The 21219-nt window shown below is 69.1% G+C and carries 16 protein-coding genes; 10 read left to right on the top strand and 6 right to left on the bottom strand.

The window, feature by feature from the left end; translation table 11 throughout:
• Positions 1-184 precede the first annotated feature (184 nt).
• Positions 185-553 (bottom strand): Mth938-like domain-containing protein, encoded by a 369-nt coding sequence (locus ACWD0F_RS34290; protein WP_449883151.1) that lies wholly within the window; start codon positions 551-553, stop codon positions 185-187.
• A 437-nt stretch (positions 554-990) separates the two neighbouring features.
• Here ACWD0F_RS34290 and ACWD0F_RS34285 point away from each other — a divergent pair, with 437 nt between their 5' ends.
• Positions 991-2703, top strand: coding sequence for a S8 family serine peptidase (locus ACWD0F_RS34285; protein WP_449883148.1), 1713 nt, complete (start codon positions 991-993; stop codon positions 2701-2703).
• A gap of 122 nt (positions 2704-2825) precedes the next feature.
• Positions 2826-4607 (top strand): hypothetical protein, encoded by a 1782-nt coding sequence (locus tag ACWD0F_RS34280; RefSeq protein ID WP_449883146.1) that lies wholly within the window; start codon positions 2826-2828, stop codon positions 4605-4607.
• A gap of 92 nt (positions 4608-4699) precedes the next feature.
• Here ACWD0F_RS34280 and ACWD0F_RS34275 read toward each other — a convergent pair whose 3' ends face one another.
• Entirely contained in the window at positions 4700-5611 is a 912-nt protein-coding gene (locus tag ACWD0F_RS34275; RefSeq protein ID WP_449883145.1) for a CAP domain-containing protein, read from the bottom strand.
• A 443-nt stretch (positions 5612-6054) separates the two neighbouring features.
• On the opposite strand from ACWD0F_RS34275, the gene ACWD0F_RS34270 reads away from it, so the two are divergent.
• Both ACWD0F_RS34270 and ACWD0F_RS34265 read left to right on the top strand, forming a co-directional pair.
• Positions 6055-6345: a hypothetical protein gene (locus ACWD0F_RS34270; RefSeq protein ID WP_449883143.1), complete on the top strand. Its 291-nt coding sequence runs from the start codon at positions 6055-6057 to the stop codon at positions 6343-6345.
• A gap of 66 nt (positions 6346-6411) precedes the next feature.
• Positions 6412-6837: a DinB family protein gene (locus ACWD0F_RS34265; protein WP_449883360.1), complete on the top strand. Its 426-nt coding sequence runs from the start codon at positions 6412-6414 to the stop codon at positions 6835-6837.
• Here the strand turns inward: ACWD0F_RS34265 and ACWD0F_RS34260 are convergent.
• Entirely contained in the window at positions 6743-7306 is a 564-nt protein-coding gene (locus ACWD0F_RS34260) for a dihydrofolate reductase family protein (protein WP_449883140.1), read from the bottom strand. The two genes, ACWD0F_RS34265 and ACWD0F_RS34260, sit on opposite strands and share 95 nt — an antisense overlap.
• A 147-nt stretch (positions 7307-7453) precedes the next feature.
• On the opposite strand from ACWD0F_RS34260, the gene ACWD0F_RS34255 reads away from it, so the two are divergent.
• Together ACWD0F_RS34255 and ACWD0F_RS34250 are read left to right on the top strand one after the other, a co-directional pair.
• On the top strand, positions 7454-7840 hold the full coding sequence (locus ACWD0F_RS34255; RefSeq protein ID WP_449883138.1) for a TetR/AcrR family transcriptional regulator C-terminal domain-containing protein: 387 nt from the start codon (positions 7454-7456) through the stop codon (positions 7838-7840).
• Between the two features lie 300 nt (positions 7841-8140).
• Complete coding sequence (locus ACWD0F_RS34250; protein WP_449883135.1) at positions 8141-8923, top strand: hypothetical protein; 783 nt, start codon at positions 8141-8143, stop codon at positions 8921-8923.
• On the opposite strand, the gene ACWD0F_RS34245 is transcribed toward ACWD0F_RS34250, so the two are convergent.
• The gene (locus ACWD0F_RS34245) at positions 8823-10277 is read right to left on the bottom strand and encodes a serine/threonine-protein kinase (protein ID WP_449883132.1); all 1455 of its coding nucleotides are present in this window, start codon (positions 10275-10277) and stop codon (positions 8823-8825) included. The genes ACWD0F_RS34250 and ACWD0F_RS34245 overlap by 101 nt on opposite strands.
• 655 nt (positions 10278-10932) lie before the next feature.
• Between ACWD0F_RS34245 and ACWD0F_RS34240 the strand changes: the two genes are divergently transcribed.
• The 4 genes from ACWD0F_RS34240 to ACWD0F_RS34225 all read left to right on the top strand — a co-directional run bounded on the left by ACWD0F_RS34240 (position 10933) and on the right by ACWD0F_RS34225 (position 18030).
• Positions 10933-11406, top strand: a complete 474-nt coding sequence (locus ACWD0F_RS34240) for a DoxX family protein (RefSeq protein ID WP_449883129.1) — start codon at positions 10933-10935, stop codon at positions 11404-11406.
• Between the two features lie 405 nt (positions 11407-11811).
• Positions 11812-14799 (top strand): peroxidase family protein, encoded by a 2988-nt coding sequence (locus tag ACWD0F_RS34235; RefSeq protein ID WP_449883126.1) that lies wholly within the window; start codon positions 11812-11814, stop codon positions 14797-14799.
• A 33-nt stretch (positions 14800-14832) separates the two neighbouring features.
• Positions 14833-16206, top strand: a complete 1374-nt coding sequence (locus tag ACWD0F_RS34230; RefSeq protein WP_449883123.1) for a hypothetical protein — start codon at positions 14833-14835, stop codon at positions 16204-16206.
• Between the two features lie 120 nt (positions 16207-16326).
• Positions 16327-18030, top strand: coding sequence for a thiamine pyrophosphate-binding protein (locus ACWD0F_RS34225; protein ID WP_449883120.1), 1704 nt, complete (start codon positions 16327-16329; stop codon positions 18028-18030).
• Here ACWD0F_RS34225 and ACWD0F_RS34220 read toward each other — a convergent pair.
• Both ACWD0F_RS34220 and ACWD0F_RS34215 read right to left on the bottom strand, forming a co-directional pair.
• The gene (locus ACWD0F_RS34220; protein WP_449883118.1) at positions 18027-19067 is read right to left on the bottom strand and encodes an endonuclease/exonuclease/phosphatase family protein; all 1041 of its coding nucleotides are present in this window, start codon (positions 19065-19067) and stop codon (positions 18027-18029) included. The two genes, ACWD0F_RS34225 and ACWD0F_RS34220, sit on opposite strands and share 4 nt — an antisense overlap.
• Positions 19064-21217: a trypsin-like serine peptidase gene (locus ACWD0F_RS34215; protein ID WP_449883115.1), complete on the bottom strand. Its 2154-nt coding sequence runs from the start codon at positions 21215-21217 to the stop codon at positions 19064-19066. The genes ACWD0F_RS34220 and ACWD0F_RS34215 overlap by 4 nt, the downstream gene beginning before the upstream one ends.
• Between the last annotated feature and the right edge of the window lie 2 nt (positions 21218-21219).

Here is a 21219-nt window from a genome sequence, read left to right as displayed (position 1 = left end):
CCGATCAGGCGTCTGGACGGCGCACACTCGTGCCGCCTTGCAAGCGCTTGCTTAGGACGGGCGTGTGCCGATTCGCGGCACAGGGCGCCGATGACCACGTGAAGATCCACTCATGCGCTACAAGATTGTGGTGCTGCACCTTCGGCCTGACCGATCAGGAGCGGACCCCGGACGTACGCTCTGATCAACAAGTGGAGTGGATCAATCCACCCACGGGGGTGGTCTCCACCATCGCGTTGTAGCGCTGGACGGCGGCTGTCGTCTCCTCCACGTAGATCTCGACGCCTATCTTCATCAAGAGGTTCAGCGTCTCTGGGCACGTCTGCAGGAGCAGCCGCATACCACGGGAGAGAACGATCACTTGGCTGCCGTTGTCGAGCAGCTCCTGTATGTCGGCAGGCTGGATGCCAGGCGTGTGCCGCGTGCCGGTCTCGTTCCAGTCCCAGGGGCGTCCTCCGCCGGGGTAGAGCTTGAAATCCTTGCCTTCTCCGAGGCCCTCGACCACCATCCGGCCCCAGGAGATATGTGTGATCACAGGTGATCGACGCTCCATACGGCGAGAGTACTTGCATGGCGTCACAGGCATAAGCCTCGCCCGGCGTGATCGCCTCCGGCCCTTGGCCGTCCGTGCAGTCGTGTCGGGTGTCGTGCTCGATGAAACCAGCACGTACAGCCGTTCGAGCAGTATCGTTTCGACCACCAGGAAGTCACACGCGATGATCGCGTGGGCGTGAGCGGTCAGGAACCGCCGCTAGGTCGGCCCGGCGGGGCGTCGGATCGACGCGGCCGTGTGCAGGATGTCCCACACCGCAGAGGCCGCCATCGGACACCCCGGAAGTGTCGCGGTTGCGGACGCGCTCGGCCTCCGGCGGAGCGGCCAGGACTGACATGTGCAAATCACACATTGGCCACAAATCTCGACGGCCCTAGGCCGGGCTCACACCGCCGTTTCACAGTAGCGGCGAATCTGTCCGCCTCATGGAGGTATGCGTGAAACGCGTCGCTGTCATCATCGCCGCCGCCACTGTGGCCGTCGCAACGCTGGTCACCCCCAGCCAGGCCCGGCAATTGGAAAGCGCACAAGAGTACGTCGTCCTCTACAAGGAAGGCGCCACCGGAGCGCGGCAGGCCGTGGTGGCCGCGGGCGGGACGATCGTCAAGGAGAACGCCGCCGTCGGCATGGCCACGGTCACCACCACGAACCCCGAGTTCGCGGTGGCGGCGCGCGCCAGCGCCGAGATCGACGGAGTGGCGCACAACCGTCCCATCGGCAGCGTGCCCGCCGGCGCCCGCGCCTCCGGCGCCGCCGTCCGCGCGGCCATCGAGGCCAGGGCGGTGGAGAAGGCGGGCCACGGGGCCCCGGCGCGCGCAGGGCGCGGCGGCCACGCGCCGAACGCCGAACCACTGGCCGGGCTGCAGTGGGACATGCAGCAGATTCACGCGACCGCCACCGGCGCCCACCGCTACGAGCGGGGCAGCCGGGAGGTGCTCGTCGGCGTTCTCGACACGGGTGTGGACGGCTCCCACCCCGACATCGCGCCCAATTTCAACGCCGCGCTGAGCCGCAACTTCACTGTGGACGTTCCGGTGGACGCGAACGGCGCGGAGATCGACGGGCCGTGCGCGGACGAGCCCGACCAGTCGTGCGACGATCCGGCCGATGTGGACGAGAACGACCACGGCACGCACGTGGCCTCGTCGATCGCCGCCCCGATCAACCGGCTCGGGATCGCCGGCGTGGCACCCCAGGTGTCGATCGTGAACCTGCGTGCCGGCCAGGACTCGGGCTACTTCTTCCTGCAGCCCAGCGTGGACGCGCTGACCTTCGCCGGTGACCACGGCATCGACGTGGTCAACATGAGCTACTACATCGATCCGTGGTTGTTCAACTGCACCGACAACCCGGCCGACTCCCCGGCCGACCGGGCCGAGCAGGCGACGATCATCAAGGCCACCCAGCGCGCCCTGGACTACGCCCACCGGCATGGCGTGACGCTGGTGGCCGCCGCGGGCAACGGGGCGTCCGACTACACCAAGACGGTCACCGACACCAGCAGCCCGGACTTCGCCGGCGTGCCCGGCGAGGCCCCCTATTCGCGGACGATTCCGCCGAGTTGTGTGTCGATGCCGTCCGAAGGGCGACACGTGATCAGCGTCTCGTCGCTGGGCATCAGCAAGCGCAAGTCGTACTTCTCCGACTACGGCAACGGCTATGTGGACGTGTCCGCGCCCGGCGGTGACGTCTACGACACCGCGGACAATACCCGCGACGTGACCAAGGCGACGCTGGCGGCCTACCCCGCGTCGCTGGCCGTCGCGCGGGGCGAACTGAACCCCGACGGCACGCCCAACGTCGATTACCTGGTGCGCGACTGCAACGCCGGCGTGTGCGGCTACTACCAGTACCTCCAGGGCACCTCGATGGCCTCGCCCCGCGCCGTCGGTGTGGCCGCGCTGATCGTGAGCAAGTACGGGCAGCGTGACAGGCGGAACGGCGGCAAGACGCTCGATCCGGCCGTCGTGGAGTCCGCGCTCAGGGCGACCGCCACCAAGACCGCCTGCCCGACGCCGCCCGCCTTCACCTACACCAGGCACCTGCCGAACGGGACCACCGTGACCGCCACGCACGTCTGCGAGGGCGGCCCCGCCCGCAACGGCTTCTACGGCAACGGGATCGTGGACGCCCTGCGCGCCGTCCGCTGACAACGCCGCACCGCCGGGGTTCGTGACCCGCCCCGGCGGTGCTTGGCCAGGCGGCTCGGTGGCTGATCCGGCCCTCCATCGGTACCCGCCTGTACAGCCCTGCCGCGCTAAGATCACGTCCCGTGCTTCCCGATGGTTTATGGCGGATTATCAGGATTGTAGTAGTCGGTCTGGTTCTTGCGGCGGCGCTCGCGGGCCTGATACTCGGCGACGCCTGGCTCTGGGCGGCCGTCGAATGGTCGCCACCGGCCTATGCGGAGTTCTACACGCGCGGCGGGTTTGACACCCCGACGCTCGTCGCGCTGCTCGTGGCCGCCCTGGTGAAGGCCGCGTTCCTGTGGCTGATCCTGCGTGCCCCCGCGCCGGGACCGCTGAACCGCCGGGAGAAGGCGCTGCGCCGGCTGCTGTATCTGGCGGTGGCGGACAGCCTCGTGCTGTGGTACCCGATCGGGCTGCTCCCCGACGCGGTCGACACGGCATTGCAGCTCGTGCTGTGGACCGCGATCAACGTCCTCTACCTGCTCGTCATCCGCTGGCGGTCCCGCATGCTGCGCGCGGCGGCCGGCGCGATGTTCGCGGTCGAGCTGGCCGGGATGGCCGACCAACTGCTCGACGACCTCGACCTCCCAGAGCTTGGATCGGGCGGCATCGCCGGATGGGGCTTGATGCTGGGCGGAGTGGCGGCGACCATCCTCACGGTCGTCGGGCAGCGGCGCGACGGCCGGTGGAGCCGCGGCACGCAGGCCGCCGGGTGGGCGTCGGTGGCCGTCTACGCGCTGGTGTTCCCGCTCAACCTTCTCTCCGAAGGGATCTCGGGCGGCCATCTGGCGATGCTGGTCATGCTGGACGCGGCGGGGCTCGTCAGCACCGTGTGGATCGCGGCGACCGCCCGTGAACTGCCCGCTGAGTACCGCCCGGCGGACCTTCCGCCCGCGCGGCGGCGCGCGGTCCGCGTCGCGGTGGCGGCCGTGGCCGTACTGCCGATCATCGCCATGATCCACCCGGAGCAGAGCTCGCACCTCACCCACACCGGCTGGTCGATGGACTGCTACGACCGGCCCAGCTTCGGTGACCTGAAACCCGCGGAACGCGACGCCGCGTTCCTGTGCCGGGCGCGGAGCACGGAGGGCGGAGTCTCGCCCCTGTTCCCGGACAGCCTGTCGGACCAGGCGATCCTCGCGTACGGGCGGGCGCTGTGCCGGGCAAAGGACCGCGACGAGCAGGAGGCGATTCTGACGCGGGCCGGGAGCGCACGGCCCGCCCGGGGCATGGACTCGTGGGACCTCGTCTACGTCTGCCCGGAGATCGTCGGCGCGACCCGGCCCGAGCTGCTGCGGTCGACCACGGAGACGGAGGCGGCGAACACCGCCTACATCGCCGAGGAGAACGCGAAGTGCCGCGACCCCTGGACCCGGACGAAGGGTGTCGTCCAGGCCACGGCCAAATACTTCCTGTTCGTCGACGGCGATCCCGGCTACCTGGTCCACGACCCCGAGGACCAAGCGACCGACGAGGCGACGGAGCAGGCGATGGACAAGCTCTACGACGACGACAACGACACTGACATCGGGGTGCTCGGCAGCGTCGCGCTCGTTGGGCACATCGAAGACGTCTCTGATCTGTGCCTCACAGTGAAGGCTTTTCGCACCGCGCCGCCACGGCGGACGGCCGGGTGGGATCAGGTCAACGAGGTGTCGATCGTCAGCCGCAGCGGCCGGCTCACCGTGCCGTACATGGGCGAGGGCGGAGAAGTGGGCGCGGGTGCTCCGATGCCGAACCTGGCGATATCGGGGAAGGGCCGCTACCGGCTCCGTGTCTACGTGCGGGCCGATGCGGGGGAGGAGCAGCACCTGGTCGTCGTGTTCCCGGGCGCGTCGAGGAAGAGGCTCAAGCTGAAGCCGTGAACGGTGGCGGGGCGCACACTTTCCTCCGCCGGCCTTCTACGGGCGGCCGGAGACAGCCACCGGGACAGAGCCTGCGGCCGGCTCGATGGGCATCAGCGGGCGGCGAAGTCCTGCGTCCAGTAGATCTGCCCCTGCGCGTCCTTGGCCGCGCCTACTCCGATGAGGGTGTATGAGCAGTTCATGATGTTCTGCCGGTGGCCGTCGCTGTCCATCCAGCCCTGAACCACCTGAGCCGCCGACCGCTGCCCCATGGCGATGTTCTCGGCCCAGGCGGTGCCGGTGAAGCCGGTCGCGCGCATGCGGTCGACCATGTCGCGGCCGTCCTGGGAGTCGTGGTCGAAGTAGTCGTTCTTCGCCATGTCGGCTGAGTGCCCGAATGCGGCTCTGCGCAGCCGTGCGTCGTGCTGGAGCGGGTCGCAGCCGCCCTTGGCGCGCTCGGCGTTGGTCAGCCGGACGACCTCGTTCTCCAGTGCCGTGCCGACGGAGGTGACGGTCTCCTTTTTCTCGGGAACCGGCGTCCCCGTCTCCCGCGGCGTGGAGCTGGGGGTGGGGGTGGGGGTGACGCAGGTCAGCCGGGTGGCTCGGGACTTGGCGGTGCCGCCCCGGTAGTCGGTCACGACCGCGTAGTACGTGCCCGGCTCGCAGGGCATCTTCAGGGTGATGCGGCCCTTCCTGGTGGCGCCGCTTTTGACGACCGGATCGGTGCCGGGGACGGCGCGCATGACCCGGATGCGCAGCAGTGCCGGGTGCACGCAGCCACGGCGGGCGGCCGAGGTCTGGATCCGGAGCGCGGAGACGTCCGGCCTGGCCACGCTCACGCGGCACTCGTCCGATTCGGAGGTCGACTCGGGAGTCGCCGTCTCGGCCGGCGTAGCCGTCGCGGGCGGCGTCGCGCCGTCCGCGGGCGCGGTCACCTCAGGCGCCGCTCCGGCCGCCTCGCCGGTCGAGGGGGTGCACGCGGCGAGGCTGACGACGACGGCGAGTACCCCTAGGGGTCGACGCATGAAGTTCACTCCGGTGGAGGGAGACGCTGGTGGTCCTGCATTCTGTCGGATCCGATACCGACTTGTCACGACAATACGGACATTTCGCCCTGTGGGGGGTCGCCCAAGCGCCCAAGAGGGCGAGACAGGCCTGATCGTCAGCCGACGCAGCACCACCACGACGACGATGCCGCACACCCTGAGTCCTCTGGGCTAGGCCCTGCCCTTGCAGGCAAGATCGCAGGTTTGAAGACGTTGGTTCCGACCAGCGCGAACCGCCTGGAGACTGACCTTCAAGCGGCGGAGCGCCGGATCAGCGATATCAGCTATGAGGACCCAAGCCTCGTACCCGGTGGGGAAGGGTGGTCTCTCGGGATACTGTCGTCCTGGCGACTGCTTGATGAACACAGAGAGGTCATGTTGGGCGGGCAGAGCAGCGACGCCGACATCTGCTGCACGAGACCGTGGCGCGGGCGAAGGAGATCCTGCCGCTGAACATCGAGGACCTGGACTTCGCCGGCCGCCGCGCGCTGGTGAAGGCCAAAGACGCGCAGTCCAAGGCCCGCCGCCGCGGCCAGGCCCGCGCCCTGCTGGACGAGCACACCGCGCTGCACGGGGCGGGCACAGGCTGGGATCTGCACGAGTTCCGGCACTCCGGGCTGACCCACGTCGGGGCGGCGGCACGTGACCGAGTCGGCCGACCCGTCCATCCTGATCATCCCGACCGACCCGAAACCACCGAGCCCTGGAGTTGACATGGCTGACCTGATCGTGCCCGACCCCGCCACGCGGGACATTCTCGCGATCTTCGAACGCGCGCGATCCGGCTGTTCGAGCGCCTTGAGGACCTGACCGACGCCGAGTACCACTGGGAGCCGGTCAGCGACTGCATCGGCATCCGCCCCGGCGACGACGGCGTCTTCCGCGTCGCCACGCTATTTCCGGAATCGAGTCCGGAGGGGGTGGACCCCCTCACGACGATCGCCTGGCGCATCTGGCACATCGGCAACCTCTGCCTGCGCGGCTATGTGATCCACTTCTTCGAGGACGTCCCCGAGTTCGGCGACCGCCACGAGTGGCCGGGCACCGCGAAAGAGGGCGTCCAGGCGCAGGCCGCCAGCGAGCCAAGGGTGAGGACCGCACCGATCTTCGTCAGCGCCTGGTCTCGTACCTGGTCAGGAGTACGCCGTCGGGGAACGTCCGGGTCTCCATCAGGGTCAGGTTCACCCAGTTGTCCAGGGCCGTAAAGAACGGCATGCCGCTGCCCAGCAAGACCGGTGCGGTGACCAGCACGTACTCGTCGATCAGCCCGGCCCGTGCGGCCGCTGCGGCAAGTGTGGCGCCGCCGATGTCCATGGGGCCACCGTCCTCGGCCTTGAGCCGGGTGATCTCGGTGACCGCGTCGCCGGTGACCAGGCGGGTGTTCCAGTCGACCGGGCTGGTCGTCGAGGAGAACACCACCTTCGGCATGTCCCGCCAGCGGCGGGCGTATTCGATCTCCGCCGGTGTGGCGCCAGGCTGCTGGTCGGCGGTCGGCCAGTGGGAGCTCATCCTCTCCCACAATTTGCGCCCGTACAGCGCCAGGCCGGTCACCCCCACCCGGTCGGACCACCACTGGAACAGCTCGTCGCTCGGCACGCTCCAGCCGAGGTCGTCGCCGGGCGCGGCGACGTAGCCGTCCAGGCTCAGGTTCATGCCGAAGGTCAGTTTTCGCATGGCGTAAGCCTCCTGTGAGTCGGTACTCGGTGTACAGACCAGCACGGCGCGGAAAAATCATCGGTCAGGCCATACCGAGGGCCGGTTCACCACCACGCCAGTCCGTCGCGAGAACACCAGCCGGTGCCTGCCTGACGAGCCCAGGCCATGAACACCCGGAACCCGGCTCGGGCCGCCAGACGGCAGAACAGCTCGTGGGCGTGGAGCGCGACGCTGATGGGTCGTCCGATGCTGGGGCCGAACGTCCTGGCGCGCACCGAATTCCTGCACACGACGCTGCAACGCGCCGGGCTGAAGGACGCGCCGCTGACCGCCGCTGCCTACGGACTGTCGCACTTTGTGATCGGGGCCACGGACGTCGGCGGCGTCGTCCGGCGAACCGGAACGGCGGGCGGCGTACTGGTGTATCGCGGGGTAGTACGCGTCATAGACCGCTTCGAAGCGATCTCGGTATGTCACGAAGTCTCCTTGCCGAGAGGTGCCGGACACCTGGTAAATGTCCGGCACCTCGGAGAATGTGGCAGCTTGCTATGAGCAGTTCTACTCACCTGTAGTCCGGACGCCACACCGTCGCCGGGGCCGGTGTAGCTTGACGCGCATCGACCGTAGCGGCGAGTTGGGCGGCCGCCGCCCCTGATCTCGCGCAAAATCCCCATCACAGCACGAATCCGTACTTCCGAGCGGGACACGGAACGCCCTGCTGCCGTGCTCTGAAAGTTTCCTCACCACTCTTCGCCTCACCAGCACCGTTGGCGGGTGGCACCGGCTGGTACCTGCCCATTGATCCGCAGTGGTGTACTTTTCTGTCGCTCATCCTCGTCAAAGGGAGTCGTCGTGCGTAAATGGTTATCCCGTGCCGTGGTGTCCGTCCTGGTAGTGCCCTTGGCGGCTGTGCCGGCAGCTTCCGCCTCGGCTCGTACGGAGGTGCGTACCTGCGCGAAGGCGAACCTGTTGTTCTGCGAGGACTTCCAGTCGGCACCCGTCGGAGCGGCCGGCAGTCTCCGGTGGGGAATCGACACCAAGCACGGCACGCTGACCGTGGAGCGCGGGCGCCAGGGCCAGAAGGTGCTGCGGGTGCACACCGAGGGCAACGGCCGCGCCTTCCTGAAGGTGGATGACTTCGCCGCACCGGGCAACAGCTTCTACGGCCGGGTACGGCTGCGCGTCAGCGGGTTCCCCACCGCCCCGGACTGGGCGCACTACACCCTGGTCGAAGCGACCGGCGACGGCCCTGAGATCGTCCGCCCGCTCGGTGGCCAGTACGCCCCGCCGCCCCACGGCGGAGCCGCGTTCTGGGGCGTCGGCGCGGACGGCGGCCCCACGGGGGACTGGACGAACTGGCGGACCACCGCACCCTCCGCCGCCGGGACCTGGCAGTGCGTGGAATGGCACCTGGACGCCGCCGACAACCGGATCTCGTTGTGGTTCGACGGGCAGGCCAAGCCGGAGCTCACCGTGTCCACCCGTGAACACGGCGGCAACCCGGTGGACTTCGTCTTCCCGCGCTTCGACACGATCAAGCTGGGCTGGCAGCTCTACCAGGGAAATCCGACCCCGGCCGGCTACGACGTGTGGATGGACGACATCGCGCTGAGCGCCCAGCGGGTGGGCTGCTGACCCTGCGCCTGCCGCCGTCAGCCGGGCCCGCGGTGGGCATCGGCGCCGGATCGGGCCTGGAACGCCGGAACTTCCGCGACTCCCAGGCCCAGCCCGCTGTGATGAGCATGATGACGGTGATCACGAACGCCGCGAGCCGCCCGGCGTCATCGGCATCCAACTCGTCAAACAGCATCAAGAGAATGGTCAGGCCATCGAAGGCCGACACCGCGACCCCACTCCCGACGACGAGTCCGAGGACACCCACGACCACGGCAACGGTCTTCCCGGCGACTGGCGGTACGAATCGGGCGACCTGTGCCCACAGCAAGCCGACGAAACCGACGTCGGCGATGGCGGCTACCGAAGCGGCGCCCTCTACTCCTTCATCTATCATGTCTTCGAACTCATCCCAGGCGAGGCCGACATCCATGAGGCCGACGAAGCCGAGTGCGACGATGATCGCCATAATCGCCGCGACGCCCTTATGCTGCCAGCTACGCGCAGGGGCCATTTCAGGCGGGAGTACCTTCGTCTCGCCTTCCACGCGACCTCGGCCCGGCTGCCGGACGAGCAGGGCCAGCGCCTGCTCGACGGTCGACCTGCTGTCAGGGTTCTTGTCGAGCAGCCGGGTGATGAGCGGTGCGAGCCGGCCGGCTCGTCGCGGCGGCGGAGGCTCTTCGAGCAGGACCGCGGTCAGCGCCGCCGGTTGGGTGGTGCGGCGGAACGGTGAGACGCCCTCGACGGCCTGGTAGAGGGTGACGCCGAGGGAGAACAGGTCGCTGGCGGGGAGCCCGTCGATGCCGTGCAACCGTTCGGGGGCCATGTACTCGGGCGAGCCGATGGTCATGCCGGCGGTCGTCAGGGTGGTGTCGGTGGTGTGGACCGCGATCCCGAAGTCGGTGAGCAGAACCTTGCCGTCCCTGGCGAGCATCACGTTGGCCGGCTTTATGTCGCGGTGCACGATGCCTGTCCGGTGTGCCGCGCCGAGCGCCGCCAGCAGCGCCGCCGCGACCTGAGCGGCCTTGTCCTCCGGCAGCGGCCCGTGCTTCTTGAGGTGCTCGTCCAGCGACTGGCCGTCGATCAGCTCCATCACGATCCAGGGCAGGCCGTCCGAGACGATGTCGTGGATGGCCACGACATTCTCGTGCGCCCGCAACCGGACGGCGTTGCGGGCCTCGCGCTCGGTGCGCTCCAGCCGCTTGTCCTGCTCCGCCTTCGACATGTCGGGCAGCAGCCGCAGCTCCTTGATCGCTACCTCGATGTTCAGAACCTCGTCGCGGGCGCGCCACACTCGCCCGAACCCCCCTTCCCCCAGTACCTCGATCAGCCGGTAACGTCCGCCGACTATGTAGCCAGGCTGCCCCGATGTCATGGCCACTCCGCCAGTCTCGCCCTGTACGACGGTTGATCACTGTAAATCACTGGCCATAGCACCATGAAGTCAAATGCCCGGTTGATTCGAGGTCGCGGTTGGACACTGTCGGTTCCCGTTCCAGCCGTGTTGGTGCTGATGTGGCGCTGTGAACACGCAACCGCGGTGTCCGGGTTCCTCTGGGCAGTTACCAGCGGCTTTCGACAAAGGCGCGCGGGTACGTCTCCGCGCCGCCGGCCGACCACGCCAATGCCGGCAGGTGTTGCCTAAATGCGACCTGATGTGATTACCGCCCGAGCATGTGGATGGTGTTACCTCTCTGGATTGAACGCGGCTTATACGGTCAGCGCGCCGTTACCAAGCCCTGGCCGCTCACCCTCGTCAATCACATCCACCGGGTGAAAATTTCATGGTCAAGAAAGTTTAGGGAACAGGTATCCAGCCATGTGGGCGCGTGCAAAGTGGTTATGGGCCGATTCTCGCGGATGGTTCGTGGTTGACACAGAGATGCCGAACTCTTGATGCTCATGGGAGCGCTCCCATGTCTTTGGCCCCTATTTAGGGAAATAGAGCCACCATGACTCTTCAACGCAAAACATCCCCAGCCAGACCACGTGGGCGTGCCAAGCACGACCTGCTCCGCGAAGGACGGCCCGTGCGCCACGCCGAACAACAATCCAAGACCCGCCTCGCCAGAAAGGACGTCGCCGTGGATGCGTTGCTCAAACAGCAGGGGCTGTTCCTGGCCTTCTACCGTCTCGTGATGGGACTATTGTTCGCCTGTCACGGCGTGGCGACCCTTTTCAACGTACTGGGCGGCCCCCAGGGCCCGGCGCCGAGTTTCGGGCAATGGCCCGGATGGTGGGCCGCGGTCATCCAGCTGGTCGCCGGCATCCTCGTCGTCCTCGGAGTGGCCACCCGCGCCGCCGCCGTCATCTGCTCGGGCACCATGGCCTACGCCTACTTCGTCGTTCACCAGGCCCAAGGGCTGTTCCCGATTGAGAACGGCGGCGAGAAGGCCGCCCTGTTCTGCTGGGGCTTCCTGCTCATCGCCGTCTTCGGCCCCGGCCGCTGGGCTCTGTCCACCCGGCTGACCTCCCCACGGACCCTCGCACACGAGGAAGCCTGACCGTGGCCGGCCGACGCCGGCCACTGCCGTGCCTCGGCTCTCATTGGCCGGTCTCCTCGCGGATGGGCTCTCGGAGGAGCTCATCCAGCACGGGAGCCTGCCGAAGGTTCCATCCATGCAGGTCAAGTGGCAGGTGACCGCTAAACGCGTGCTCCTTCCTCCGTCCACTCAAAGGAGAAATGTTTCGTTCGGTCATCAATCGTTGACGATATCGTGTGGCCCGCATGCGGCCTGCTTGGTCAAGCGCGGACGTCGCCATGTGGATGATGGAAGAGCCGGGTCCGATCTGCCTGTCCACCGGGCGCGCGCCTTCTGCCGATGCGCCTGAACTCCCGGCGCACATCGCATTGTGTCTCGCGAACCGCTCCTATGACCGATGCGGGCGCGTGTCGGGAGGAAATCCACATGGCCAGACAGCGGGAGCATCTTGTCGGCGAGGCTCCGACGGTGCGCGAATCAGCCGAGACCGAGCAGACCGAGCAGACCGAGCAGACCGAGCAGACCGGGCAGACCGGGCAGACCGGGCAGTCCGGGCAGACCGGGCAGTACGAGCGCTACGTCGGAGGCACTCCCGAGGTGGAGCGCACGATCTTCGAACGGCTGGCCCGCGATCTCATGCGGGTCCAGCTGAAGATCCAGCGGCGCAGCGGCGCCCCCGGCATCGAGCGGGCCTTTCACGCCAAGGCGATCCTCGGCGTCGAGAACGCCCGGCTGAGGTTCCGCCCGGACCTGCCCGAAGACCTGCGGACCGGCTTCGTTCAGCCCGGCGCCGAGTACCCGGTCATCGTGCGGTTGTCCAACGCCGGCGGCGCCCGCCGGCCGGACTCCACCCCTGATCTGCGCGGGGTGGCGCTGCGGGTCCAGGTGGGGCCGGATGAGGGCCACGACCTGCTGATGACGAACCATCCGATCTCCCACGCCCGCGACGCCCGCGAGTTCGTCGCGTTCGCGCTGGCCATGGCGGGTGCGGACTCGGCTCTGCGCAAGGCCATCGGGTTGTTCGTCAAGCTGCCGCTGGCGATCGGCTGGTCCGCGGCCACGCGCATGCGGCGGAACGTCATCGCGGCGACCAGGCGTGAGGTACGCAGCCTCGCGCTCGAGACGTACTGGAGCCGCGGCGCGATCCTGTGGGGACCGGCCGGCCCCGTTCGTTTCCGGCTCCGCCCGGCCGCGGGCGCGCCTCCCGCGCCTCCCGCCTCACCGAGCGACCCCGACTATCTGAGCCGGGAACTGGCCGCCCGGCTGGCCCGGGGGGACGTCGTCTTCGAGTTGTGCCTGCAACGCTACGTGGACTCAAGGAGCACCCCCATCGAGAACGGCGCGACCGACTGGCCGGACTCGGACACGCCCGCGATCCCGGTGGCCACGTTGACGATCCCGCGCCAGGACCTCGACGGCGCCGCCGCGCGCGCCGTCGCGCTCCGGATCGACGAGTTGGCCTTCGACCCGTGGAACACCACCGACGAGTTCCGTCCCCTGGGCAATCTCAACCGGGCCCGCAAGTACGCCTACGAGGCCGGCAGCGCCCACCGCCGCGGCCACCGCTTCATCACGCCGACGCCGAGGCGGAACCTCGTCGTGGGCAAGGCGCTGCAGCGCGGCTTCGGCGTGCTCAACCGGTTCGTCCCCTGGCACAAGCTGCCGACCTATCTCGGGCTGCTCAACGTCGAGAGCATCCGCCAGGTGCTGCGCCGCGACAATCTCATCGACACCGAGATCCGCCAGAGCCCGCCGAAGGCGCACCCGGTGCCGCCGCCCATCGACGAGCACCTGCGGACGCGCCGCACGTACGACGGCACCTACAACGACCTGTCCGCGCCGATGATGGGCGCGCTCGGTTCGCCCTTCGGCCGCAATCTCCGGCCCGTCTACCGCCCCGACCTGTTCGACACCCCCAATGCGCTGACCGTCAGCAGGGAGCTGCTCCACCGCGACACGTTCATCCCGGCCCGCTCGCTGAACATCCTCGCCGCCGCGTGGATCCAGTTCCAGGTGCACGACTGGGTGGATCACAAGCGCTACCCGGCCGGGACGAGGAACGTCGAGGTGCCGCTGCCGCCCGGCATGACCTGGGTCAACACCCCGGGCGGCGCGCCCGAGCCGGTGATGCGGTTCGCCGAGAACGAGGGCATGCGCACCCCCGGCAGCGCGGGCCCGCCGACACTCTTCGCCAACGCCGCCTCCCACTGGTGGGACGGCTCGGAGGTCTACGGCGGCGACGAGGACGTCGCGAAGTCACTGCGCGAGCCGGACGGCGGCGCGGCGCTGCGCCTGGAGGGCGGGCACCTGATGCCGGGACCCGGCGGCATCCCGATCACCGGGTTCCGGGAGAGCTGGTGGCTCGGGCTCAGCGTCATGCACACCCTTTTCGCCCGTGAGCACAACGCGGTGTGCGAGGCGCTGCGCGGCGAGTACCCGGACATGGACGAGGACGCCGTCTACCACACGGCGCGGCTCGTGATCTCGGCCCTGATCGCCAAGATCCACACCGTGGAGTGGACACCCGCGATCCTGGCCACCGAGCTGATCGACATCGGACTGAAAGCCAACTGGTCCGGGCCGCCGAAGAACTGGCTCACCCACCTCGGGCTCTGGCTGGCCGACGAGCACGCGCTCACCGGCATCCCCGAGACCCTGCCGGACCATCACAGCGCGCCCTACTCGCTCACCGAGGACTTCGTCACCGTCTACCGGATGCACCCCCTGATCCCCGACGACTACGAGATGGCCGACCACGCCTCCGGGCACGTGCTCGCCGCCCTGGGCTTCAACGACGTGCAGGGCGCCGCCACGGAGACCGTCATGCGCAGGGTGGGCCTGGCGAACTCGCTCTACTCGCTGGGCATCGCCCACCCAGGGGCGATCACGCTGCGCAACTTCCCGCGCGCGCTGCAGGCGTTCGAGCGGGACGGGGAGATCGTCGACCTGTCCGTGGTCGACCTCGTCCGTACGCGCCGCCGTGGCGTCCCGCGCTACAACGACTTCCGCGCCGGGCTGCACAAGCCGCGTCTGCGGCGCTTCGAGGACCTCACCGCCGACCTGGACACGCTGGCCAGGCTCAAGGACGTCTACCGTACGGTCGACGACATCGACACGATGGTCGGGCTCTTCGCGGAGAATCCGCCCGAGCGTTTCGGCTTCAGCGACACGGCCTTCCGCATCTTCATCCTCATGGCCAGCCGCCGCCTGCAGAGCGACCGCTTCCTCACCGTCGACTACCGGCCCGAGATCTACACCCCGCTGGGACTGGACTGGGTCGAACGCAACGGCATGAAGACCGTCATCCAGCGGCACTGCCCCGAGTTGGCGGCCCACCTGCCGAGAACGGCGAGCGCCTTCGCGCCCTGGCGCCCGGCCCTGCCAGAAGGGCCCGACGGGAGCGGGCACGCCTGACGGCGGCGGGAACGAGCGAAAGCGAGAGCGACCATGGACGTGAAGCCCACGACCAGGCAGGAAGGGCTGCAAGAGCTCCTGTCCCAGCCCCTGCTTGAGACCATCTGGAAGAGGCGCACACATCGGGTCAGCCGGGGCGCGTCCGTCCCGGCGGGTTCGATGAGCTACCACTCGCCGCACCCGCCGATGCCGCTGACAGAGCTGGAGGAGGGGGTGCTCATCGCGCTCACCGGCTGTTCCGGCCTCACCATGCCGGACCGGCCGTTCGAGGACCCGCGCAACAGCGACCCCATCATGGCCAAGCCGAATCTCACCATGGCCGGCCGTACGGCGGGCAGCCCCGACAACGCCCAGGGCACCCACTTCTTCATGATCAACGACACCGGCACCTACTACCTGAGGAAGCTGCCGCCCGCCCCGGGACTGCCTTTCGACGCCGACACGTTGATCGAGCGGGCCCGTCAGGCGAAGGTGAAGGTGCTCGACCACCGGCTCGACGTCGGCGAGGGCATGCGGGATTTCCCGGCCTACCTGGACTCCAACCGCTTCCTGTCGAACCTGCCCGGCACCACGCTCTTCCTGCCCGTGGTGGACCTGTCCCACCAGTACATCAACGCGCTGATGTACCTGCTCACCCAGCCGGAGGGAGCCAGGCCGGCACTGGTCGACGACCGCAACTTCTACCGGCCGGCGGGCGTGCGGAAATGGATCAGGAACGGTTTCCTGAACCGGGAGCTCAAACTGCCGCTCGGGGCCCTGGGGCCGATGCGCACCCAGGTCGAGGCCGACCTGCTGCTGCAGAACCTGATGCTGACCGCGGACGCCATGGGACTCGGCGCCTGGATCCACGCCACGATCCACCCGCAGATCATGCTCGGCGACCCGAAGTTCTCCCGGACGTACGGCCGGATGCTGGGCTTCGACTTCGTCACGCCGCGCTTCCGCCCGGCCGACGTCCTGCGCTGGCACGTGCCGCTGCCGAAGTACGCGGCGCTGCGCTCCCATCCGGTCGGCCTCCGGGCCGGCGGGGAGCACCTCATCAAGGCGGCCTGCCCGCCCTACCACCGGTCCATGGCGGACGCCGTCGACGGCGTCGTGCGGGCGAAGTTCGGGCCGGAGGGCATCTACGGTGACGAGAAGACCTTCGCCCGCATCTACAAGGGCGACTACGGGCGTCGTTATCTGGCCGAGGCCCGCGAGTACGACCAACCGGTGATCGACTGTGTCCGGGACATCTGCACGTACCTTCACGACACGCACGGCCGGTTCCCCGCGCACACCGACGCCATCCACGTGCCGGGCATCTGGTTGCAGGCACACCACGTCGAGCCGGAGTACTACGCGAAGTTCTTCGCCAACGGGACGACCGCCGCGCACGAGCGGCATGCCGCGCGGTGGCACGCGTAGCCGCGCCGCGTCCGGGTGGACGTGGCGCCGGTGCGCCCCGGCCGGAGCACTTCGCCGCGTACGCGCGCCGGCGGCCATCGCGTGGACACGATCGAGGCGTTCGATGAAGGCAGGCAGCGCATGAGGGTGTACGAGGCCATCGTCCGAGGGCTGGAAGACGTCGGAGTGCGCGCCGCCTTCGGGGGCGCGGGGGAGAACGCGGCCGGCCTGATGCTGGCGCTGAAGCACTCATCGCGGATCCGGCCGATCATCACCCGCCACGAGCAGGCCGCCTCGTTCATGGCGTGCGGGTACGCCATGTACACCGGCGAGCTCGGCTTCTGCTTCGCCACCGCGGGGCCGGGGGCGTTCAACCTGTTCTCCGGCCTGGCCATGGCGATGTCCGACTCCTACCCGGTCCTCGCCGTCTCGGGATACGCGCCCAGGAAGTGGCGCGGATGGGGCTCGCTGAACGAGACCTCGGGCGTCAACGGCACGCCCGACTCCCAGGCCATGTTCGCGGCCACGACCAAGAAGTCCTTCCTGCTGGAGGACGCCGCGGACACGTGCGACACGCTGGAGGAGGCGGTCAACCTCGCCTTCGAGGGGCGGCCGGGCCCGGTGCACATCCACGTCCCCCTGGACCTGACCGAGCGCGGCGTCGAGGTGGAGAACGTACGGCCCGTCCGCCTCGACGTCGCGCCGATCCTGCCCGACCGGGCACGCGTGGCGGAGATCGCGTCGGTGCTGGCCGAGGCCATCGGCAGCGGCCGGCGCATCGTCGTGCTCGCCGGGTTCGGCGCCGTCAGGAGCGGCGCGGGCCCGGAGATCAAGCGGTTGATCGAACGCTTCCAGATCCCGCTCCTGACCACGCTCGACGGCAAGGGCATCGTCTCGGAACGTCACCCGCTGTCGCTGGGCGTCTTCGCCGACAGCGGCCACGCCAGCGCGTGGAAGGCCTTCCGCGAGGCCGACGTCGTGTTGTGCGTCGGGAACTCACTCAACCAGCACGCCACGTTCAACTACCGCCAGGACCTGTTCGACGGCAAGCTGCTCATCTACGTGAACATCTCGGAGGGCGAGTTCCGCAAGGCGTACAAGCCCGACCATGCGCTGCTGTCCGACGCGCGCCCGGCGGTGGCCGCCATCGCCGGCGCGCTGGAGCGGAAGGTGGGCGAGGTGCCGGCCGCCGAGGTCGAGGGCAGGGACTACGAGACCAGGCACATCACCCACCTGACCGGGAAGATCCACCCGGGCGAGCTCGCGCAGGCGATCGGCCGGATGTTGCCGGAACGCGCGATCCTGCTCGCCGACGCCGGGGCCCATCTGGCGTGGCTCGGCTACTACGTCGACGTGGAGGAGGGCCAGAACTTCCGCAAGGCCGGCTCGTTCGGGCCGATGGCCGGGCACGTCAACGGCGCGATCGGGGTGAAGGTCGGCCAGCCGGACCGGACGGTCGTCGTCGGCTGCGGCGACGGGTGCTACTCCCTGTCCGGGTTCGAACTGATGACGGCCGTCGAGCACGACATCCCCGTCATCTGGGTCATCTTCAACGACGGGCAGTTCAAGCTGATCAAGCTCTACCAGCTCTCGACCTACCTGGAGAGCGGGCTCGTCGACTTCGAGAACCCGGACTTCGCGGCCTACGCGCGGGCGTGCGGCGCGGAGGGCCATCGCGTGGAGACGATCGAGGAGTTCGAGGCCGCGTTCCGCGCCGCTCTGCGTTCGGGCCGTCCCACGGTGATCGACGCCAGGATCACCCGATGGGCCGTCCCGCACTACAGCCCCTCACCCGAGGGCGTGATCGCCGGCCTGGTCGAGACCCTCGAAGCCCGCCTCCGTTAGCAGGTGAGGGCCACGCTGGCCGGGCGGTGGTCGGTCGCGCGCTGGTCGCGAGCGGATCCGTCGCCCGTGATCCACGCCGTCCAGGCGTCGTGTTCGACGCGACCCGACCCCGGCACCTTGGTCACGGGCGAGCCGCCGTTCATCACGGCCGGCGAGAGCAGGATGTGGTCCAGCAGCACCTGCCGTTCCGGCTCCTCGGTGACGAAGTCGTCGAACACGGCGCTGAAACGCTGGTCCTCGGCGACGTCGGCCTGGGCGTGCCCGAACAACATCTCCGGCTCGTACGGCGAGCCGACCAGGATGTCGGTGACGTTGTGCGCGAGGTAGAACTCCTCGAAGAAGTCCTGGCCGGGACCGTCGTTGAGATCGCCGAGCACGATGATCGCCGAGGTGGGATCGTTCTCCATGCGCCGTTCCATGGCTCTGCGGATGCGCATCGCCTCGGTGGCGATCCGCCGGCGGTTGCGCAACGCCGCCTTCACGAAGTCCGGACGCTGGGCGGGGTCCTGCCACATCTCGCGGCCCTGGTTGACGAAGTTCGACTTCAGATGCGCGACCACCACGGTCATCCGCTCACCGTCGACCTCCACCGTGCAGCACAGCGGAGTCCTGGTGAAGGCGTACTCGTTGAGCGTCCCGTCACCGTCCACGTCGGCCAGCCACGGATCGATGAGCGGCGCCACGTCCTCCGAGGAGGTGAGCCCCGCCGTGACCTGGCCGGGTTTGAACAGCAGGGCCAGCTTCTGGCTGCCGCCGGAGTCGCCCAGGACGAAGTCGTAGATGGGGGTGCCGTGGACGTTCAGGTACTGGTCGATGAACAACGCCAGCTCCGCCGCCCGGCTCGGCGCCTCCACCAGCGCGACCACGTCCGCGTCGATGGCCTCGATCAGACCGGACAGGCGGCCGGCGGCCTCGGCGGTGACCCCTTCCTCGCCGTCACGTACGAACGTCGGTTTGAACGCCGCCGTCTCGGCGTCGGCGGTGAACCAGTCGTTCATCCACTCGCCGTTGACCGTCGCGACCTTGAGTGTCGTCATGGCTCCGTCCCTCCGCTCGTGAGACCGCGCGTCCCGCCCGCTGCCGACGGTGCCGCGCCGTCCGGGCTCATCGCCGGGGCCGGCGAGGTGAGCGCGCTGCCGATCACCTGGGCGACCTCGGGATGAGCGAGATACTCCTCGATGTCGTGGGCCCGGCCCGCCGGGTTGGAGACGGCCGTCTCGGTCAGCTCCCCCCGCCAGTGGTCGTTCAGCGGGCAGCCGATGGCGACCGAGTCGGTGGGGCACCAGGCGTTGAACCAGTGGGCCACCCGGCCGGGACGGTGCGGCCCGCCGGTCAGCAGGCGCTGCTGGACGCTGTCGAGGCCGAGCGGGCTGCCGGCCGTGACGAGCAGTTCGACGTGGACCGCCGGGTCGAGCCGGGTGAGCACGTCCATGGCGACGACCGTGCCCAGGCTGTGGCTGACCAGCACCAACCGGCCTGTTCGCGGCATCGTCTGGAGCACGCTGTCCAGCACTGCCTCCCGTACCTTCTGGTCGTCCAGATACGCGGCCACATCACCGAAGATCGTGGCGATGAGCAGCCGGTCCAGGCCGGTGGTGTCGGCCAGCCAGCTCAACGCCCGGTGCACCGCATCGCCCAGCCCTTCCGCCCCGGCGGGCAGGCCCGCCCGTGCCGCCGCCTCGGCGATCATCTGCTCGTACAGCCGTCGTGTGCCGGCCGGTCCCGGCGCGGCGGCCTCGACGGGGTCGCCGAGCGCCTCCCGGGCGAAGCGGGGAAGGGTCTCCAGTTGTCCCATGGCCTGGATGAGCCGCGGCGCGTAGAAGGGGAACCAGACGTCGTCCGGTTTGATGGTGTCCAGCCCGGCCCGGGTCAGGCCGCCGTTCAGCCCGGCGGTCCAGTAGCGGCGCAGTCGCTCGGGATCGAGCCCCTGCTGGCCGCGGCCATGAAGGAAGGCCAGGTGCCAGGACCCGCCGAACGCGGTCGGCCGGGCCGCCAGTCCGGCGCCGGGTGCGGGGGTGGACCCCGTCCGTGCGCCTGCTTCGACGGGAAACCCGTCGGACGGGAGGGCCGGGGGTGGCACCAAGCCGGTGGTGGCCGTTCGCGGGACGGCGCCGTCCTGGGTCCCGTGCTGAAGCCCGGCCGGGTGGCGGTCCTGGAGCCCGGACTCTCGCCCCATTTCGGTCAGGAGCGCCACACCGGCCTCGTCGAGCGGCAGCGCGGCGAGGTGCTTGAGGATCACGCTGATGCGCACGCCTTCGTTGGAGAGCCAGTCCACGGCGTCGTCCCCGTCTCCCTCGCGCCAGATCTGCCCGTCGCGCCGCAGGGTCCGGCCCTGCGCGTCCGTTCTGGGAACGCCGCTGTGGTGCAGGGCCGTCACCTCCCACTGGTCGTTGAACACGGGAGAGCCGGAACTGCCGGGCTCGGTGTCGGTCTGGTACTGGAGGAAGTCGTCCAGCCGGGCCTCCAGCCGGTTCTCGCGGATGGAGATCTCCTTGAGCCGGCCGCTGGGGTGCCCGATGATGTTCACCGGCTCTCCGATGACCAGCTTGCCCGTCTGGACGCTGAGCCTGTTCCAGCCGAACGCCTCGCCCACGGGGTGGCCGTCGGCGCCGGAGCTCACGAGGACCAGGGCGAAGTCCAGATCGTGGTCGGCGACGAAGAAGGCGTCGGGGTCGAGGGCGAACCGCCTGGCCACGTCGGGGGTGTTGTCCACGGTCACCTGCGCGTCGAACTCCACGATGGCCGAGCGCGCCGCCGTGGCGTCGGGGAACACGTGGTGATTGGTCAGCAGCAGTCTCGGCGAGACCAGGAAGCCGGTGCCGATCGGCAGCTCGCGGCCGTTCTCGCAGATGGAGATCCGGGCGACGGTACGCGCGGCGCGCGCGCCCCGGGGCAGGAAGCTCCATGCCTGCAGGTCCTTGGCCACCCCGAGAATGCGCTCGTACATCCTGGGCGGGTCCAGGACGTCGGGCCGGGTGGCTTCCAGCGCCGCCTCGGCCGGGACGCCGTTGCGCTGGATGAGACGGGCGGTGCGGGTGGCCAGCATCTCCGGAGTGTCGGGGAAGGCTTCTCCCTGCTCGCGCCTCCGCAGGGCCTCGTCGCGCTCGGGGGCGCTCCAGCCGTAACGGACAACGGCCGCCTTGGTGTGTTCGACCTTGTTTTCCCGGACTTCTGCAGATATATCCATAG

This window comes from Nonomuraea sp. NPDC002799, assembly GCF_053592075.1.
This window is presented reverse-complemented; position numbering and strand designations above follow the sequence as displayed.

What these genes read in the sequence shown, in the direction of transcription:
- ACWD0F_RS34220 (WP_449883118.1), bottom strand. Translation starts at nt 19,067, where the DNA reads ATGACGACACTCAAGGTCGCGACGGTCAACGGCGAGTGGATGAACGAC.
- ACWD0F_RS34225 (WP_449883120.1), top strand. Translation starts at nt 16,327, where the DNA reads ATGAGGGTGTACGAGGCCATCGTCCGAGGGCTGGAAGACGTCGGAGTG.
- ACWD0F_RS34245 (WP_449883132.1), bottom strand. Translation starts at nt 10,277, where the DNA reads ATGACATCGGGGCAGCCTGGCTACATAGTCGGCGGACGTTACCGGCTG.
- ACWD0F_RS34255 (WP_449883138.1), top strand. Translation starts at nt 7,454, where the DNA reads ATGAACACCCGGAACCCGGCTCGGGCCGCCAGACGGCAGAACAGCTCG.
- ACWD0F_RS34275 (WP_449883145.1), bottom strand. Translation starts at nt 5,611, where the DNA reads ATGCGTCGACCCCTAGGGGTACTCGCCGTCGTCGTCAGCCTCGCCGCG.
- ACWD0F_RS34215 (WP_449883115.1), bottom strand. Translation starts at nt 21,217, where the DNA reads ATGGATATATCTGCAGAAGTCCGGGAAAACAAGGTCGAACACACCAAG.
- ACWD0F_RS34235 (WP_449883126.1), top strand. Translation starts at nt 11,812, where the DNA reads ATGGCCAGACAGCGGGAGCATCTTGTCGGCGAGGCTCCGACGGTGCGC.
- ACWD0F_RS34260 (WP_449883140.1), bottom strand. Translation starts at nt 7,306, where the DNA reads ATGCGAAAACTGACCTTCGGCATGAACCTGAGCCTGGACGGCTACGTC.
- ACWD0F_RS34290 (WP_449883151.1), bottom strand. Translation starts at nt 553, where the DNA reads ATGGAGCGTCGATCACCTGTGATCACACATATCTCCTGGGGCCGGATG.
- ACWD0F_RS34230 (WP_449883123.1), top strand. Translation starts at nt 14,833, where the DNA reads ATGGACGTGAAGCCCACGACCAGGCAGGAAGGGCTGCAAGAGCTCCTG.